At 29.4% G+C, this 16493-nt stretch carries 17 protein-coding genes; 11 read left to right on the forward strand and 6 right to left on the reverse strand.

Annotated features, from left to right (window positions below; translation table 11 throughout):
• Nucleotides 1-29: 29 nt before the first annotated feature.
• On the forward strand, nucleotides 30-2462 hold the full coding sequence (locus Q1A46_RS05230) for a zinc-dependent metalloprotease (protein ID WP_299674873.1): 2433 nt from the start codon (nucleotides 30-32) through the stop codon (nucleotides 2460-2462).
• A 60-nt stretch (nucleotides 2463-2522) separates the two neighbouring features.
• On the opposite strand, the gene Q1A46_RS05235 is transcribed toward Q1A46_RS05230, so the two are convergent.
• From Q1A46_RS05235 to Q1A46_RS05245, 3 genes are all read right to left on the reverse strand, one after another.
• Entirely contained in the window at nucleotides 2523-3275 is a 753-nt protein-coding gene (locus tag Q1A46_RS05235) for an SH3 domain-containing protein (RefSeq protein ID WP_299674876.1), read from the reverse strand.
• 103 nt (nucleotides 3276-3378) lie between these two features.
• Nucleotides 3379-5385: a polyphosphate kinase 1 gene (gene ppk1 / locus Q1A46_RS05240; RefSeq protein ID WP_299674879.1), complete on the reverse strand. Its 2007-nt coding sequence runs from the start codon at nucleotides 5383-5385 to the stop codon at nucleotides 3379-3381.
• A 108-nt stretch (nucleotides 5386-5493) separates the two neighbouring features.
• A complete protein-coding gene (locus tag Q1A46_RS05245; RefSeq protein ID WP_299674882.1) occupies nucleotides 5494-6765 on the reverse strand; it encodes a DUF2851 family protein in 1272 nt (423 codons plus the stop codon).
• Between the two features lie 38 nt (nucleotides 6766-6803).
• Between Q1A46_RS05245 and Q1A46_RS05250 the strand changes: the two genes are divergently transcribed.
• The 9 genes from Q1A46_RS05250 to Q1A46_RS05290 all read left to right on the forward strand — a co-directional run bounded on the left by Q1A46_RS05250 (nucleotide 6804) and on the right by Q1A46_RS05290 (nucleotide 12591).
• Nucleotides 6804-7631, forward strand: a complete 828-nt coding sequence (locus Q1A46_RS05250) for a redoxin domain-containing protein (protein WP_299674884.1) — start codon at nucleotides 6804-6806, stop codon at nucleotides 7629-7631.
• Nucleotides 7632-7726: 95 nt separating this feature from the next.
• On the forward strand, nucleotides 7727-8362 hold the full coding sequence (locus tag Q1A46_RS05255) for an NAD(P)H-dependent oxidoreductase (RefSeq protein WP_299674887.1): 636 nt from the start codon (nucleotides 7727-7729) through the stop codon (nucleotides 8360-8362).
• 106 nt (nucleotides 8363-8468) lie between these two features.
• Nucleotides 8469-9911, forward strand: a complete 1443-nt coding sequence (locus Q1A46_RS05260; RefSeq protein WP_299674890.1) for a sodium:solute symporter — start codon at nucleotides 8469-8471, stop codon at nucleotides 9909-9911.
• On the forward strand, nucleotides 9904-10086 hold the full coding sequence (locus Q1A46_RS05265; protein WP_299674893.1) for a hypothetical protein: 183 nt from the start codon (nucleotides 9904-9906) through the stop codon (nucleotides 10084-10086). The genes Q1A46_RS05260 and Q1A46_RS05265 overlap by 8 nt, the downstream gene beginning before the upstream one ends.
• Nucleotides 10064-10564 (forward strand): cupin domain-containing protein, encoded by a 501-nt coding sequence (locus Q1A46_RS05270; RefSeq protein ID WP_299674896.1) that lies wholly within the window; start codon nucleotides 10064-10066, stop codon nucleotides 10562-10564. Before Q1A46_RS05265 ends, Q1A46_RS05270 begins: the two co-directional genes overlap by 23 nt.
• 2 nt (nucleotides 10565-10566) lie before the next feature.
• The gene (locus Q1A46_RS05275; RefSeq protein ID WP_299674899.1) at nucleotides 10567-11058 is read left to right on the forward strand and encodes a hypothetical protein; all 492 of its coding nucleotides are present in this window, start codon (nucleotides 10567-10569) and stop codon (nucleotides 11056-11058) included.
• Nucleotides 11059-11069: 11 nt separating this feature from the next.
• Nucleotides 11070-11636 carry a Crp/Fnr family transcriptional regulator gene (locus Q1A46_RS05280; protein ID WP_299674901.1) on the forward strand — a complete coding sequence of 189 codons (567 nt, stop codon included), beginning with the start codon at nucleotides 11070-11072 and terminating at the stop codon, nucleotides 11634-11636.
• A gap of 74 nt (nucleotides 11637-11710) precedes the next feature.
• The gene (locus Q1A46_RS05285; RefSeq protein ID WP_299674903.1) at nucleotides 11711-12082 is read left to right on the forward strand and encodes a hypothetical protein; all 372 of its coding nucleotides are present in this window, start codon (nucleotides 11711-11713) and stop codon (nucleotides 12080-12082) included.
• A gap of 53 nt (nucleotides 12083-12135) precedes the next feature.
• A complete protein-coding gene (locus Q1A46_RS05290; protein WP_299674906.1) occupies nucleotides 12136-12591 on the forward strand; it encodes a hypothetical protein in 456 nt (151 codons plus the stop codon).
• A gap of 36 nt (nucleotides 12592-12627) precedes the next feature.
• Here the strand turns inward: Q1A46_RS05290 and Q1A46_RS05295 are convergent, their stop codons facing one another.
• The 3 genes from Q1A46_RS05295 to Q1A46_RS05305 all read right to left on the reverse strand — a co-directional run bounded on the left by Q1A46_RS05295 (nucleotide 12628) and on the right by Q1A46_RS05305 (nucleotide 13906).
• A complete protein-coding gene (locus Q1A46_RS05295) occupies nucleotides 12628-12885 on the reverse strand; it encodes a hypothetical protein (protein WP_299674909.1) in 258 nt (85 codons plus the stop codon).
• 2 nt (nucleotides 12886-12887) lie between these two features.
• Entirely contained in the window at nucleotides 12888-13196 is a 309-nt protein-coding gene (locus Q1A46_RS05300) for a co-chaperone YbbN (protein WP_299674912.1), read from the reverse strand.
• A 68-nt stretch (nucleotides 13197-13264) separates the two neighbouring features.
• Nucleotides 13265-13906 (reverse strand): peroxiredoxin, encoded by a 642-nt coding sequence (locus tag Q1A46_RS05305; protein ID WP_299625898.1) that lies wholly within the window; start codon nucleotides 13904-13906, stop codon nucleotides 13265-13267.
• 292 nt (nucleotides 13907-14198) lie between these two features.
• On the opposite strand from Q1A46_RS05305, the gene katG reads away from it, so the two are divergent.
• The gene (katG, locus tag Q1A46_RS05310) at nucleotides 14199-16400 is read left to right on the forward strand and encodes a catalase/peroxidase HPI (RefSeq protein ID WP_299674915.1); all 2202 of its coding nucleotides are present in this window, start codon (nucleotides 14199-14201) and stop codon (nucleotides 16398-16400) included.
• Nucleotides 16401-16493 lie beyond the last annotated feature (93 nt).

Raw genomic sequence — 16493 nt, forward strand, 5'->3', positions numbered from 1 at the left:
GTTCCCTTATCAACTAATTTTTAAAAACCATGCGAAAAGTAGTATTGCTTCTACTCTTAATGAGTTTAGCTATTCCTAGCCAAATAGAAGCACAAAGAAAAAAAGCTAAAAGCGATAAAAAAGAAATTGCTAAAAAAACTCCCAAGAAAAAGAAACCTAAGTACACTGATTTTGTAACAAAAAAAACAAAAACTGACAATGGATTGTTTAAAGTCCATGAAACTAATGGTAAATATTACTATGAAATTCCTAAATCTTTATTAGGAAAAGAAATGTTATTAGTTAGTAGAATAAAAGCATTACCTTCTGGTTTTGGAGGCGGGTTTATGAACGCTGGTTCTAAAACTAACGAACAAGTTGTTGTTTGGGAGCATTACAAAAAGAAAATTTTATTAAAAATAAAATCCTACCAAGCTACAGCTAACGATTCTCTTCCTATCTACAAATCTGTAAAATCAAATAATTTAGAACCTATAATTCATGCTTTTGATATTAAAGTTCAGAATAATGACTCTACTGCAGTTCTTATTGATGTTTCTAAATTTTTTACTTCAGATATAAAAGCAATTAGCGGAATTGGTGCTAGAGCAAGAAGACAATACAAAGTAAGAAGATTAGACCCTAAACGTAGTTTTATCAACGCTATTAAAAGTTATCCAAAAAACATAGAAGTAGTTCAAGACTTTACTTATGATGCTGCTACTCCTCCATCACAAAGAGCTGCTGGAAGTATTAGTATTAGAATGAATCAATCTATGATTTTACTTCCTGAAAAACCTATGATGCCTCGTATATTTGACAAACGTGTTGGTTATTTTTCAGTTGGTACAGTAGATTACGGCTCTGAAGCTTTAAAAGCAGACTATAAAACATACATCAGAAGATGGAGATTAGAACCTAAAGATAAAGCTGCGTATAACAGAGGAGAATTAGTAGAACCTATAAAACCTATTGTTTATTACTTAGATCCTGCTACTCCCAAAAAACTAAGAAAATACATTAAACAAGGTGTTGAAGATTGGCAACAAGCTTTTGAAACCGCTGGATTTAAAAATGCAATTATTGCTAAATATCCTCCTACGAAAGAAGAAGATCCTGAATTTAGCATGGAAGATATTCGTTATTCTTCTATCAGATATGTAGCTAGTACCACAAGAAATGCAATGGGACCAAGTGTTTCCGATCCTCGTTCTGGTGAAATTATAGAAAGTGATATTGTATGGTATCATAATCATTTACGTTCCTACAGAAATAGATATTTATTAGAAACCGGAGCTGCTAATCCTTCAGCTAGAACTTTAAAAACTCCAGACGAAGAAATTGGAGAAATGATGCGAATGGTTATTGCACATGAAATTGGTCATGCTTTAGGATTACCTCATAATATGGCAGCGAGTTACGCTTATCCTGTAGACTCGTTACGTTCAGGAAAGTTCACTCAAAAGTATGGTATTGCTGCTACTATTATGGATTATGCACGTTATAATTATGTAGCGCAACCTGGTGACAAGAACATTCGTTTCATTCGTCAAATTGGTCCGTACGATCATTATTCTATTAATTGGGGATATCGTTATTTACCTTTTGCTGGTAAACCTGAAGATGAAGTAAAAACTTTAGATAAATGGATTACTGATAAAGCTAAAGATCCTATTTACAAATTCGGAATTCAGCGTTTTAATGGTTTTGATCCGGCTTCTCAAACTGAAGGTATAGGAAATGATCAAGTAAAAGCTAGTACTTATGGAATTAAAAACTTAAAAATAGTTGCTAAAAACTTACAAAAATGGACTTCTGATCAAACTAATAATTATGATGATTTAAATGAATTATATCGTGAATTACTTGGTGTTTGGAGTAGATATTCTGGTCATGTTGTTGGTAATGTAGGTGGTGTTTTTGAAGACAATAAAAAACCTGAACAAACAGGAAATGTATATACTGTACTTCCAAAAGCAAAACAGAAAGAATCTTTAAACTGGTTACTTAAAAATGTATTTGCTACTCAAAATTGGTTGTTAGACAAAAATATTCTGGCAAAAATTAATCATACAAAATATACTAATACAATGCTTTCTTTACAAAACAGACAACTTTCTAGTTTACTAAATACAAGCAGGTTAGAACGTATGATTAACACCGAAGTAATTAGCTCTGATTTCTACAGTGCTTCAGAGTTTATAAGAGATTTAAGAAAAGGATTATTTTCTGAAGCTAACGCTTTAAGAAATGTAGATGTTTACCGAAGAAATTTACAGAAAAGTTTTATAGGTAGAATGGAAAAATTATTAAAGAACGATAAAATTACTAATACAGATATTCCTTCTATCGTGAGAGGAGAAATTAATTCTTTAAAATATCAAGTGAACTTAGCTAGCAAAAGAGCTACAAACAAAATCACAAAATATCACTACAAAGATTGTTTAAATAGAATTAATTCAATTTTAAATCCTAAAAAATAACAAAAAAAAATCCCGATGAATTTCATCGGGATTTTTTATATCTATTATATTCTAAAAATATTATTCATCTACTTTTACATCTTGTACATCTACTGGCACATTTTTAGACTCGTAATCTTTAATTTTTTCTTGAATTAAATCAATAAATATAGACTCAGAAAAATCACTATTTCCCACAACTTCTTGTAAAGCTTTAATTCTATCTGTCATTGTTGGTTTCGTTATTGCAATACTAGCATATTTTGCAGCTGCAATATCTACTGATTTATCTGAAATATTATTTGATTTTACCCAAACCTCTTCGATATACTTTCCTGTAGCTCTTTTTCCTTTTACTTGAATCCAATCGTCTTGATTTCCAATAACAGCGATAATATCCATTGGACTAAATTCATTCTCAGTCTTGGTTAATAAATCTGGTCTTTTGTATACACTTGCATTTTTAACCATTACTCCTACTTTACCATTAACTGCTAAAAACGGAGCTCTAGACCAACCTTGTTTACCATCGATCAACTTTACTTTAAAGTAATCTTTCTTAGTTACAGAATCAATATGTTTTTCACCTGTAAAGTATACTTTTTCACCTAAACTCATAGAAGTAATCCACTTTCCTTTAGCCGTAGGAGTTTCTCTAACAGATAATTTATCTAATAAGCAAATTGCATCTCCAGATCCGTCATCTACAGAAGTACTTTCAGTTTCAGAATTGTTATTTGTTTTTACAGTTGTGTTTTTTGAAGTTCCATTCTCAGTTTTACATCCAACTACTAATAAAGAAATTGAAATAACAGCAATAAATATTTTTTTCATTTTAATTGATTTTAACTACAAATATATAATTATAACTAACATTATCTTTTTTAAGTTATTGTAAAATACTATTCAGTTCATTTTCGCTAGCAATGAAACTATTTTAGTAATAACTTTTTAAATACTCATAAATTTTATGTTGAGCACTTTCTGAGTAACTCTCGTGATGTTCTTGAACATAATTATTTTTTTGATTTTCATCAATAATTCTAGCTTTTACAGCATCATTTAATTGTAAATTAATAATCTGTTTAATTTTAAATTGAATTTCATTATCTGTAATAGGAGTTACTACTTCTATTCTATGATCTAAATTTCTAGTCATATAATCTGCTGAACCAATATATATTTTCTCTTTTCCTTTGTTAGAAAAAATAAAAACACGTGCATGCTCTAAAAAACGATCAACAATACTAATTACTTCTATGTTTTCACTTTGTAATTTTACCCCAGGAACTAAACAACAAATACCTCTACAAATAATTTTAATTTGTACTCCTTTATTACTTGCTTTATATAATTGTGTTATTAATTTTTCATCTTGTAGGCTATTCAATTTTAAAACAATGCTTGCCTCATCACCAGACTCTACAGCTTCAATTTCATTTTGAATTAATTCAGTAAAACCAATTCGTGTTGTAAATGGCGAAACTAAAATCTTTTTAGTTTTAGGAATAATTAAATTTCCTTCTAACACCGAAAAAACGTTTGCTATATCTGTTGTAATTTTCTTCTTTGAAGTTAAGAGCCCGAAATCTGTATAAATTTTTGCTGTTTTCTCATTAAAATTCCCTGTGCCTATGTAAGCAAAGTTTTGTTCTTCTCCATCTAAACTTCTTTTCACATATAAAATCTTAGAATGTACTTTTATTCCAGGATAGCTGTAATGAACTTTTACTCCTTTTTCTTCTAAAATCTTTCCCCATTTAATATTATTCTCTTCATCAAATCTCGCTTTAGTTTCAATAAAGATTGTCACTTTAATATTATTTTCTACTGCTTTTATTAATACTTGGGCAACTTTAGAATCACTAGACATACGATATAATGTCATTTTAATCTCAGTAACCGTTGTATCTGAAGCGGCTTCATTTATAAATCTTAAAAAACTATCAAACGATTCATAAGGATAAGAAAAAAGTCTATCTTTTTCTAAAACAGCATCAAACATAGAACTATACTGGTCAAGCTCTTTGATTTGAATTGGTGGTAAATCAACAAAACTTAAATCTTGATCTGTAGGATTTGGAAATGAAAAGAAATCTTTAAAGTTATGATACCTTCCTCCTACTACAATATCTGTTTCATTTACATCTAAACTTTTTTTAAGTTGTTTTAAATATGTTTCAGGAATAACTTCATCAACTAAAATTCTTGTAACTTGTCCTACATCTCTCTTAGGCAAAGACTCTTGAATTTTTTCTAATAAATTTCCAGAAAACTCATTATCTATATATAGCTCAGCATCTCGTGAAACTTTAACTTCATAAAAATTTACCTCATAATGTTTTTGAAGATTCAAACGAATAATATCATCAACAAACATAATGTAATGCTGATCTTCTTCTTTTTCTTCTGGAAGCACAACAAACCTTGAAACCCCATCAATTTTCATCCATAATTCCTGTTCTTCTTTTACAGCAAATAAATATAGTTTTTCGTTCTCTACAAAAACTTCTTCTTTAATTTCTATTTGTTTATTTTCTAGAAGTTTTTCATAAAAATTCACACAAAATTTTTCTTGAGAAGGAGTTAAGTTTTTTTCATCTATTAAATGAATACGATGACTTTTCAACTCTGGTAAAATCTGAGTTCTAAATATTTTACCGAACTCATTTTGCTGTTTATCTACTTCTTTCTTAATCTGCTTTAATAACTTATTAGGTTTAGAAACTAACTTTTTTCGTAGCCATTTATCTAACTGTTTTATTTGCCTAATATCTGAAACTCTAACTTTAAAAAACTCATCTAAATTCGATGAAAATATTGCTAAGAATTTTATCCTCTCATACAAAGGATTTCTAGCATCCTGCGCTTCTTGTAGTACTCTGTGATTAAATCGTAACCAAGATAAATCTCTATTGTAGTATTGTTTAGTATTTAAGCTCAATGAATAAGTTTTTAGTTAAAGTGAACACCTATTTCTCAGGTAAATATTTTATAAATGTATAACATTACAAATTACTGTTTTTTAACTAATTGTAAACTTTCTATTACTTTAACCTCTCAACATCGCATTTCCAAAACTGCAGGATAAACATTTTTTGTGATTACAATAGTTTGTTTTTAACTGGATTAAAGCTTGACTCTCTAAAGCATTTTTGGAGCTAATTTTTAATGATTCAAACTTTTGAATAATAGTATTTTTCTCTGGTTGAATACTTTCAAGTAATTTGAAAAAGTTAGTTTCATCAAATTCGTCTCTGTGTTTTAAATACACAAATTTTAAGGGTAAAATAGTATTGATTAAAAGTAAATCTATAAATGACTTTGTTAATTGTTTTTTATTCTTCTTTGATGATTTCAAAAACGTATAATGCTCTTCCCAAAATTCATTTACACCGGTAGAAAGTAATTCATAAAAATCATCAACATTGTCTAAATGAATCAGTTTAGAAAATAAACTTCTGTAGCTCGAATACAAAGTAGCTATTTGTGCCAATCGTATCGTTGGGAAATTATTAGGTCGCATTCTAAAAAATTGAAATTCATTTTTACCTAATGAATTTAGTTGATATTTATGTTTTAAATATTCATATTCTTTTTTAAGTTCATTTTGATATTCACTTTCCTCTATTTCATTTAAAAACCCTGCTTGACCGAATAACAAAGCTGATAATTGAAATTCATTTGCTCCAATTTTTCTAATTAAAGAAAAATCGAATGAGGTTGCTAATTTAAAAAAAGAATCTCCATTAACTTTAAGTCCGAAATTTTTGACTAACAATTGAAACAATACAGCTTCAAAATCATAATTCGTATTCTCTAGTAAAGTGAAAATAAACTTAGATTTACTTTCTAATCGTTCTAAATACAGCCGTTCTGTAAAGTTTTGATATATAAAACTATTAATCGTGTGAATTTCTTTTTCGCAAGAAATCCAATTTATTTGTTGTTGAAATATTGATGCATATTTTTCTACAATAGAATTATCTATAAATTCTTTTAACTCTAAAGTGGGAATTTGTTTGTTTCCTTTCCTATAAATATCTACATCATGTTCATAAACAACATGTAAAATTACGGCATCGTAATTTTTATCTTCCTCATGTTGATGCTGATACCAATCTGATGATTTCACATGAATTTCCACATGACCATACCATAAAATTTCATCAATAATTGCTTTTGCATTAAAAAAATCTGGACCAGAATTTTTATTAGATAATCCAGAATGTAATATTTGAAGTGTTTCTCCTGATGTCAGTTTTAAGTTAAGCGTGTTAAATAACTTGTACTGCCATACATAATGAAGGAAATTTTCTTTCATAGCTTGTAATTTCTTTTTCTTTTTTCGACAATAAATTTATGAAAAATCTACTTAAGTCAATTTTTATAAGTGCATTACCTGTTTTTGCTTTAATCATTTTTGTGAAAACACTTGTACAGTTCGATAGTAATCTTACTAATATTGGACTTTTACTTAATGCATTACCAATTATAATTTTCTTTAGCTCTTTATTTATAAAACCTGTAGCAAGAACAAGTACAACATTAACTTCTTTTACCGTTCCAGTAATAATTGGAACAGCTGTGACTTTATTTACATTAAATTTAAATGCAATCGTAATTAGTATAGCATTAGCTTTAGGATGGTTTTTATATTTGACTTGGTATTCTAAATTTGAAAAGAGAGATCAAAATACTATTCAAGTAGGAAAAAGATTACCATCATTAACTTTCGAAAATACTCAGAAACAAAAAGTGAATCTTTCAGAATTTGATAGTGATTATAAAGTTTTGCTTTTTTTCAGAGGAAATTGGTGTCCGCTTTGTATGGCACAAATCAAAGAAATAGCAAATCAATATCAAGAACTTTCCAAGAGAAATACTGATGTATTTTTAATTAGTTCACAACCTCATGAATTTACAGAAAGTTTAGCTAAAAAACATAATGTTCCTTTTCATTATTTGACTGATATAAACAACGAGAATGCAAGAAATTTAAATATTCTTCATGAAAATGGATTACCTATGGGATTTCAAGTTTTTGGATATGAATCTGATGTTGTAATGCCTACTGTAATTATTACCAATAAAGAAAATGAAGTCGTTTTTGCAGACCTTACAGATAACTATAGAGTTAGACCGGAACCAGCTACTTTCCTGAAAATCATTGATAAAAATTCACTATAAAATTCATCATTTTAACTATAGTTTTTTTCAATATTCATTTTCATTTTCAAGTAAAAGTTAATTGTAATTTTGCAATGCATTTATAAAACAAAGCAATGAGTACAACTATTGAAAGTTTAAAATGGCGCTATGCTGTAAAGAAATTTGACGATAATAAATATATATCTGATGAACAGATACAAACTATAAAAGAAGCTTTTAATTTAACTGCAACATCTTACGGTTTACAACCAGTAACTTTAGTAGTAATTAAAAATAAAGAATTACAAAAACAGTTAGTGGAACATTCTTGGAACCAACAACAAGTAGCACAAGCTTCACATGTTTTAGTTTTATGTGTACCTAAAGAACAAACAACAAAAGATGTTGAAAATTACTTCAAATTAGTAAAAAACATCAGAAATACACCAGATGAAATTTTAAATCCTTTCAAAGATTATTTAATAGATTCTTTTTCAAAAAAAACTCAAGAAGAATTACTAACCTGGAACAAAAACCAAGCCTATATTACTCTTGGTAATTTACTAACTGTTTGTGCTTTAGAAAAAATAGATTCATGTCCTATGGAAGGTTTTATTCCGGAGAAATATGATGAAATTTTAAAACTAAATGAAAAAAACTTACAATCTGTTTTAGTTTTACCGTTAGGTTTTAGAGCTGAAGACGACTATATGAAAGATTTAAAGAAGGTCCGCAAAAATATTGACCAAGTAACCTTGGACTTCAACTAACTAGAAAAATTTTAATTGGGGACTATTTTTTAAAAGTGCTGGCAATTTTATAATTGTTGGCACTTTTTATTTATTCCTATCTTAGTCTTCTAATAAATTTAAAGTAATGCAACCAATACATATTGTACTCTTAATTGTATCCTATTTTAGTGTACTTATACTAATTGCCTATTTAACAGGAAAATCCGCAAACAATCAAACATTTTTTAAAGCAAATAACTCCTCTCCTTGGTATTTAGTTGCTTTTGGAATGATTGGAGCTTCTTTATCTGGAGTAACATTTATTTCTGTTCCTGGTTGGGTAGAGAATCAACAAATGGGATATATGCAAATGGTTCTGGGTTATATATTAGGTTATGCTATAATAGGTCTTATTTTATTGCCACTGTATTACAAACTCAATTTAACTTCCATTTACACGTATTTGGAAGAACGTTTTGGAAAAATGAGTTATAAAACCGGAGCTTCATTTTTCTTAATATCTAGAACTATAGGAGCTGCTTTCCGATTATTTTTAGTTGCTAATGTTTTACAATTAATTTTATTTGATGCATATGGAATTCCTTTCTGGGTAACTGTTACTATTACCATTTTATTAATTTGGTTGTACACTTTTAAAGGAGGAATAAAAACTATTGTTTGGACAGATACTTTACAGACCTTATTTATGTTGATTGCGGTTGGTGTTTGTATCGTAGCTATTAAAGATGCGTTACAAATTGAAAGTTTATTCAGTTATGTTTCTGAAAGTAAACTCTCAAAAATCTTCTTTTTCGATGATGTAAAAGCTGGAAATTACTTTTGGAAACAATTCTTTTCTGGAGCTTTTATTGCTGTTGTAATGACTGGTCTTGATCAAGACATGATGCAAAAAAATCTTACTTGTAGAAGTTTAAAGGATGCTCAAAAAAACATGTTTTGGTTTACTTTGGTTTTAGTTATAGTTAACTTCTTTTTCCTTGCCTTAGGAATTTTACTTACAGATTTTGCAACTCTAAATGGTATCGATGCTCATAAAGATCAGTTATTTCCAACTATTGCAATGAGTGGTGAATTAGGAATTGCTGCTTCTTTATTCTTTCTATTAGGTTTAATTGCCGCAGCATATTCTAGTGCCGATAGTGCTTTAACTTCTTTAACTACATCATTTAGTATCGATATTTTAGAAATCGATAAAAAAGAAGACGAAGCTGAAAAAGAAAAAACTAGAAAAAAAATTCATGTATTATTTTCTTTTATTTTGGTAATTACTATTTTAATTTTCAAATATTTTATTGCAGATGAAAGTGTAATTGCGAAAATATTTCAGTTTGCTGGTTATACTTACGGTCCGCTTTTAGGATTATATGCATTCGGGTTATTTACCAAACTTAAAGTAAAAGATAAATTAGTTCCTTTTGTTTGTGTTATAGCTCCTGTAGCTACTTTTTTAATTAGTAATTACAGTAAAAATAGTTTAGGATTCGATTTCAGTTTTGCTATTTTAATTCTAAACGGATTCTTAACTTTTCTAGGATTATTATTCATTAAAACTAAAGAGAATGTCTAAAAAAGGAAAAGCTAAAAACACAGTAAATAAGGCTAAACATAGTCGATTAATGAAGCAAAAAGAGAATAAGCTTCGACTAGAAAAACAAAAAACTAAAGAACGTTTAAAAGCAATTATAAAAAAAGCAAACGAAGCTAAAGCAGAAGAAAACAATGACAGCACAACAGATAGTTAATAAATTTGATCTTACAAAACATCCTGAAGGTGGATATTTTAAAGAAACCTATAGAAGTAACGGAGTTATAAAAAATGAGAATTTATCAAAGAATTTTATTGGTGATAGAAATCACAGTACTGGTATTTACTTCTTATTAACTTCAGATAGTTTTTCTGCATTTCATAAAATAAATCAAGATGAAATGTGGCATTTTTATTTAGGAACAACCTTAAAACTGCATATGATTTCTCCTGAAGGTGAATATTCTTTCGTACTTATTGGGAATGATATTGTAAATAACGAGATTCCGCAATTTGTAGTTCCTGCTCAATATTGGTTTGCTGCTGAAGTTGTAGATGAAAACAGTTTTTCATTTACAGGATGCACTGTTGCTCCTGGTTTTGATTTTAATGATTTTGTATTGCCTGAACGAAAGGTATTAATAGAATTATTTCCACAACATGAGGAAATAATTACACGACTTACACATCATTAAAAATGAAAAAATCAATTCTTTTTCTATTTATTATTACCTTCTTAATTAACTGTTCTAGAAGCATTGAAAAAAAAGATGCAATTCTAAATAGTATTGAAATTAAATTAGAAAGAGGAGCTTTTCATTACGATACTTTTATTTTAAAAGACACTTTACTTTCTTTTTACCCAGAGAAACTAAGTAATAATGCTCTTGGAAATGAATCAGAATTAGCTAAATATTATCAAAAGTCTGAGCAATATATTTCCAAAACACAATTGATGAATTTAATTCAAAAAATTGAAACTAGTAATATTTGGAATCTCAGTGAGAACTATTCTTGTGAAAGTTCTTGTACAAGTAATTTAACTGTTCATATTAAATATAAAGAACAACAAAAAACAATTACCTGCGAAGATTATAAATGTGATTGTCCTGAATTACTTCAATACTTAGAAAATGAATTGATAAAACTCCACGGAAAAGATTTAAAAAGAATTGATTTACCTGGTTAAAACATTATACTATGAAATTACTTAAAAACTGTATTTCTAGCCATATTAGTGTAACTAATGAAACTCTAAATAATATTACTAATGTTTTTGAAACTGTAGATTTAAAAAAGGGTGAATACTTTTTAAAGTCAGGAACTGTATGTAAAAAAATGGCTTTTATTGAATCTGGTTATATTAGAATGTTTAGCATTGCCGATGGAAAAGAAATTACACTTTGGATAGGTAGTACTGGAAGATTTATAACTTCTGTAGCTAGTTTTGTATTTCAAACCAGTAATTTCTGGAATATTCAGGCTATTACAGATTGTACACTTCAAACCATATCAAGAGAGCAACATTTTACATTATGTAAACAAGAAACTAAATGGTTAGAATTTGATAATCTTTTACTGGCACACTCTTTTGCTTTATTAGAAAAAAACATGTTTTCTCAACTACACACCACAGCTCAAGAACGCTATAATTTATTAATAAAAGAAGAACCTAACTTATTTAAAGACGTTCCTTTACAATATATAGCTTCTATGATTGGAGTTACCCCAGAATCTTTAAGTCGACTTCGAAAAAATGTAAGTTAATTTGATTTCTTACCATTTGTCAAGAGAGAATTCAAAGAAATGATCAAATTTTGTGTAAATCTAAATTTCACATTATGAATCGTCTTCAAAAATCTCTTTTAATAAATGCTATCTTCTCTGGAGTTTCTGGCTTTATCTTAATCTTATTTTATAACTCAACAGCAAAAGTTTTTCAACTAAATAACAACAATGTTTTTTGGATTATCGGACTCATTCTACTCTATTTTATGACAACTATTTTTTATGAAATAAAAAAGCAAAGAAAGATTGCTGTTTTATGGATTATAATTCAAGATTTTCTTTGGGTAATTGCTAGTTGCATTATTCTAATCACTAACCTTTTTCAAATCTCCAACACTGGTAACATTATCATATCTGTAATTGCACTTATTGTTCTTTTCATGGGTTTAAACCAATTCTTTGCTTTAAAAACAAGTTGTAAATAAAACGCAACCTTTTTTATTTTTAAATATCTATAGAGTATAAACTTTATATGAACATGAGAAAACAAATTAAAACTATCGTATCAATTACTTTATTTACTCTTTTAATAGGACTAACAAGTTGTTCTAAAGATGAAGTCAATAGCATTCAACCTAACGAGGTAGAAGGAAGCTGGAAAGTTGTATATTATTTAGAAAATGGTAATAAAATTACCAAAACTGAAAAACCTACTTGGCCTAATGTTAATGATGGAGAAATTACTCTTAAATTAACTGAAATAAATGAAGAAGGTGAAAGATTTGCTTCTGGACATACTGTTAGTAATCTTTATAACGGCGAATATGAATTCAAAGAAAATAAAAGCATCTCTTTTTCTGTGATATCTACATTAATAAATGAACCTGAATGGACAAAACTATATCAATTACATAAAGTAAATCGATACGACATTATAGAAGGAAATTTAATTTTATATTATGATAACGTATCTATAGTATTGGAAAGAAATTAATTAAAATAAAAAATCCTAAGCTAAGGCTTAGGATTTTTATTTATCTATTGAACCAAGAACTCGTTTCATAAAGTTATTTAAAGCTTCTTTCTTTGGAGTTCCTTCTTTTATCATTTTATCAACTTCTATTGCTCCATACATATTAGAAATTAACTCTCCAATAACATCTAATTCTTCATCTTTTAATGATGGAACTTCTGTTAAAGCTTCTAAAGTTTCAATTGTTTCAATAATATAATCCTGATCATTTTCTTCTATAAAAGAAGTTAAATGCTTAATTACTGGTAATTTCATAACTATAATACTTCCTCTACTAATTCTTTCAACACCTCAAACTTATTTGTTTGAACTTGATTTACAAATTTACCATCAACAAAAGTTGCAAATGTAGGTAAGTTATCAACTGTAGCTAATTGTCTACTTTCAGGGAATTTCTCAGCATCAGCAATTACAAAAGAAACATTTTCATTCTCGTTTGCTAATTTTTTGAACTTTGGTTTCATTATTCTGCAGTTACCACACCAAGTTGCAGAGTATTGTACTACTACAGTTTTATTTTCTGAAACGATATTCGTTAAATTATCGCTATTTAATTCTTGTACCATTTTTGTATTCTTTAAAAAAAAGAGAGTTCAGGAAACCTGAAACTCTCCTTTGATATATTATTATAATATTAGTTTACAGCTAAGTATTCAGCAGTAGCTTTAGCATTTGGTTGCATAGCAGCTTTTCCTTCTTCCCAGTTAGCTGGACAAACCTCACCTTTTTCTTGTACGTGAGTATAAGCATCGATTAAACGTAAATATTCGTTTACATTTCTACCGATTGGCATGTGATTTACACCTTCGTGTACAACAGTTCCTTCTTCATCGATAATATATGTAGCTCTATAAGTTACATTATCTCCTTCTACTTGTACAGTTCCTGTAGCTTCGTCATATACTTCGTTAGTAATATCTAAAATTCCTAATATAGAAGATAAGTTACGGTTGCTATCTGCTAATAATGGGTAAGTAACACCTTCAATTCCTCCGTTATCTTTAGATTGGTTTAACCAAGCGAAGTGTACTTCAGGAGTATCACAAGAAGCTCCAATTACGATAGTATTTCTTTTCTCAAACTCTGGTAAAGCAGCTTGGAAAGCATGTAATTCAGTAGGACATACAAAAGTGAAGTCTTTTGGGTACCAAAATAATACCACTTTCTTCTTGTTGTTTACTGCTTCTTCTAAAACGTTTAATTTGAACGTGTCTCCCATTTCGTTCATTGCATCTACGTTTAAGTTTGGGAACTTTTTTCCAACTAATGTTGCCATTCTATTATTTTTAAAATTGAATTATTATTTACATTGTTTTTCAAAAACAGGTGCAAAATTACATTCTTATTAGCCCGAAACAAATCAAATTCTAAATGAAAATCTTATTCAATCATAAGAAAATTCAATACTAACCAAATCGCTTTTATTGTATCTTTATAAAACACTATAAAACAAATAAATAAACAATTAAATAGCTAAAACTTATTTTAATATAAAATTTATAGATAAAAATAATACTTGCTTTTATTGTAGTTTTGAACTCGAACTAACTTAAAAAAGTCTTATAATAATGAACGATAGTAACAAACACTCTGGAGACATTTCAAAATGCCCTTTTCATAGCGCTCAAAAAAAGCCTGCTGGTGGAGGAACAACCAATAGAGATTGGTGGCCAAATGAATTAAAATTAAACATTTTACGCCAAAATGCTACAAAGTCTAATCCTATGGGAGAAGATTTCGATTATGCCGAAGCGTTTAACAGTATAGATTATGCTGCATTGAAACAAGATGTTATTGATTTAATGACAGATTCTCAAGATTGGTGGCCTGCAGATTATGGACATTATGGAGGATTTATGATTCGTATGGCTTGGCATAGTGCTGGTACATATCGTGTTGGTGACGGAAGAGGTGGCGCTGGAACTGGTACACATCGTTTTGCTCCATTAAATAGCTGGCCAGATAATGGAAATTTAGATAAAGCTCGTTTATTACTTTGGCCTGTAAAAAAGAAATATGGGAATAAAATTTCTTGGGCAGATTTAATGATTTTAGCAGGAAATTGTGCTTTAGAATCTATGGGGTTTAAAACCTTTGGATTTGCAGGAGGAAGAGAAGATGTTTGGGAACCAGAACAAGATATATACTGGGGAAGCGAAAACCAATGGTTAGGTAACGACGAACGTTACGATACTAGTGATGGTGAATTAGAAGGACACTTAGGAGCTGTACACATGGGATTAATTTATGTAAATCCTGAAGGACCAAATGGAGAGCCAGATCCTTTGAAGTCTGCTCATGATATTAAAATCACTTTTGGTCGTATGGCAATGAATGATGAAGAAACTGTTGCTTTAGTTGCTGGTGGTCATACTTTTGGAAAAGCACATGGTGCTGCTGATCCTGATAAATACGTTGGTGCAGAACCACACGGAGCCTCAATAGATCAAATGAGTACAGGTTGGAAAAATTCTTATGGAACTGGAGTATTAGACGATACAATTACTAGTGGTTTAGAAGGTGCTTGGACTCCAAACCCAATTCAATGGGATCATGATTATTTTGATGTTTTATTAAATTACGAATGGGAATTAACTAAGAGTCCAGCAGGAGCTCATCAATGGACACCAACTGCCGCTTCTAATGCTAAAATGGCTCCAAAAGCTGGAAATCCGAATGAGAAACAAGCTTTAATGATGTCTACAGCAGATATGGCTTTAAAGATGGATCCTGTGTATAGAGAAATATCAGAACGTTTTCATAAAGATCATGCTGCTTTTGAAGATGCATTTGCTCGTGCTTGGTTTAAATTAACACACCGTGATATGGGACCAATCGATCGTTATTTAGGTCCTGAAGTTCCATCTGAAGAATTAATTTGGCAAGATCCAATTCCTAAAGTTGATTATACATTGACTGGAGAAGATATCGCTTCTCTTAAGAAAATGATTTTAGCTTCAGGATTATCAATTTCTGAATTAGTAAAAACAGCTTGGGCTTCTGCTTCGACGTATAGAGGTTCAGATAAACGTGGTGGCGCTAACGGAGCTAGAATTCGTTTAGAGCCTCAAAGAAATTGGGAAGTAAACAATCCAGAAGAATTAAATAAAGTATTATCAGTTTTAGAAGGAATTCAAAAAGAATTTAATGGAACAATTTCATTTTCAGATTTAATTGTTTTAGCTGGTAATACAGGTGTGGAAGAAGCTGCTAAGAATGCAGGGCACGATGTTAGTGTTCCTTTTTTTCAAGGAAGAGGTGACGCTACTCAAGAACAAACAGATTTAGAATCTTTCAGCCATTTAGAACCTCTAGCAGACGGATTTAGAAATTATATCAATCCGAAACTAAAAAACGCTGCAGATGAAGATTTACTTGTAGATCGTGCTAATTTGTTAACGCTTTCTATTCCTGAAATGACAGTTTTAGTTGGAGGTTTACGTGTGTTAGGAGCTAATTACGACAACTCAAAACATGGAGTATTTACAAATACTGTAGGAAGTTTAACTAACGATTTCTTTACTAACATTTTAGATTTTGCTTTGACTTGGAAAGCTACCTCATCTGATGATAAAGAATTTGCTGGTAGTGATCGTAGAACTGGTGCTACTAAATTCACTGGAACTAGAGCTGATTTAATTTTTGGTTCAAATACAGAATTAAGAGCAGTTTGTGAAGTTTACGGTGCTAATGATGGTCAAGAAAAATTCGTTAACGATTTTGTAAAAGCATGGACTAAAGTTATGAATTTAGACAGATTTGATTTATAATCTTTTTTAATATTTATTACTCAAAAAGGCCAGATTTGATTCTGGTCTTTTTTTATTTCAAGCTTTTAACACTCGTAATTATTCAGAATAATT

The organism is uncultured Tenacibaculum sp., assembly GCF_947502995.1.
In the GTDB taxonomy this organism is placed as follows: Bacteria; Bacteroidota; Bacteroidia; order Flavobacteriales; family Flavobacteriaceae; genus Polaribacter.

Bases quoted from the DNA above. Each gene is read 5' to 3' on its own strand.
- Q1A46_RS05255 (WP_299674887.1), top strand. From the start codon at position 7,727: ATGAGTACAACTATTGAAAGTTTAAAATGGCGCTATGCTGTAAAGAAA.
- Q1A46_RS05275 (WP_299674899.1), top strand. From the start codon at position 10,567: ATGAAAAAATCAATTCTTTTTCTATTTATTATTACCTTCTTAATTAAC.
- Q1A46_RS05270 (WP_299674896.1), top strand. From the start codon at position 10,064: ATGACAGCACAACAGATAGTTAATAAATTTGATCTTACAAAACATCCT.
- Q1A46_RS05300 (WP_299674912.1), bottom strand. From the start codon at position 13,196: ATGGTACAAGAATTAAATAGCGATAATTTAACGAATATCGTTTCAGAA.
- katG (WP_299674915.1), top strand. From the start codon at position 14,199: ATGAACGATAGTAACAAACACTCTGGAGACATTTCAAAATGCCCTTTT.
- Q1A46_RS05290 (WP_299674906.1), top strand. From the start codon at position 12,136: ATGAGAAAACAAATTAAAACTATCGTATCAATTACTTTATTTACTCTT.
- Q1A46_RS05250 (WP_299674884.1), top strand. From the start codon at position 6,804: ATGAAAAATCTACTTAAGTCAATTTTTATAAGTGCATTACCTGTTTTT.
- Q1A46_RS05265 (WP_299674893.1), top strand. From the start codon at position 9,904: ATGTCTAAAAAAGGAAAAGCTAAAAACACAGTAAATAAGGCTAAACAT.
- Q1A46_RS05295 (WP_299674909.1), bottom strand. From the start codon at position 12,885: ATGAAATTACCAGTAATTAAGCATTTAACTTCTTTTATAGAAGAAAAT.
- Q1A46_RS05245 (WP_299674882.1), bottom strand. From the start codon at position 6,765: ATGAAAGAAAATTTCCTTCATTATGTATGGCAGTACAAGTTATTTAAC.
- Q1A46_RS05235 (WP_299674876.1), bottom strand. From the start codon at position 3,275: ATGAAAAAAATATTTATTGCTGTTATTTCAATTTCTTTATTAGTAGTT.
- Q1A46_RS05285 (WP_299674903.1), top strand. From the start codon at position 11,711: ATGAATCGTCTTCAAAAATCTCTTTTAATAAATGCTATCTTCTCTGGA.
- Q1A46_RS05260 (WP_299674890.1), top strand. From the start codon at position 8,469: ATGCAACCAATACATATTGTACTCTTAATTGTATCCTATTTTAGTGTA.
- Q1A46_RS05280 (WP_299674901.1), top strand. From the start codon at position 11,070: ATGAAATTACTTAAAAACTGTATTTCTAGCCATATTAGTGTAACTAAT.
- Q1A46_RS05305 (WP_299625898.1), bottom strand. From the start codon at position 13,906: ATGGCAACATTAGTTGGAAAAAAGTTCCCAAACTTAAACGTAGATGCA.
- Q1A46_RS05230 (WP_299674873.1), top strand. From the start codon at position 30: ATGCGAAAAGTAGTATTGCTTCTACTCTTAATGAGTTTAGCTATTCCT.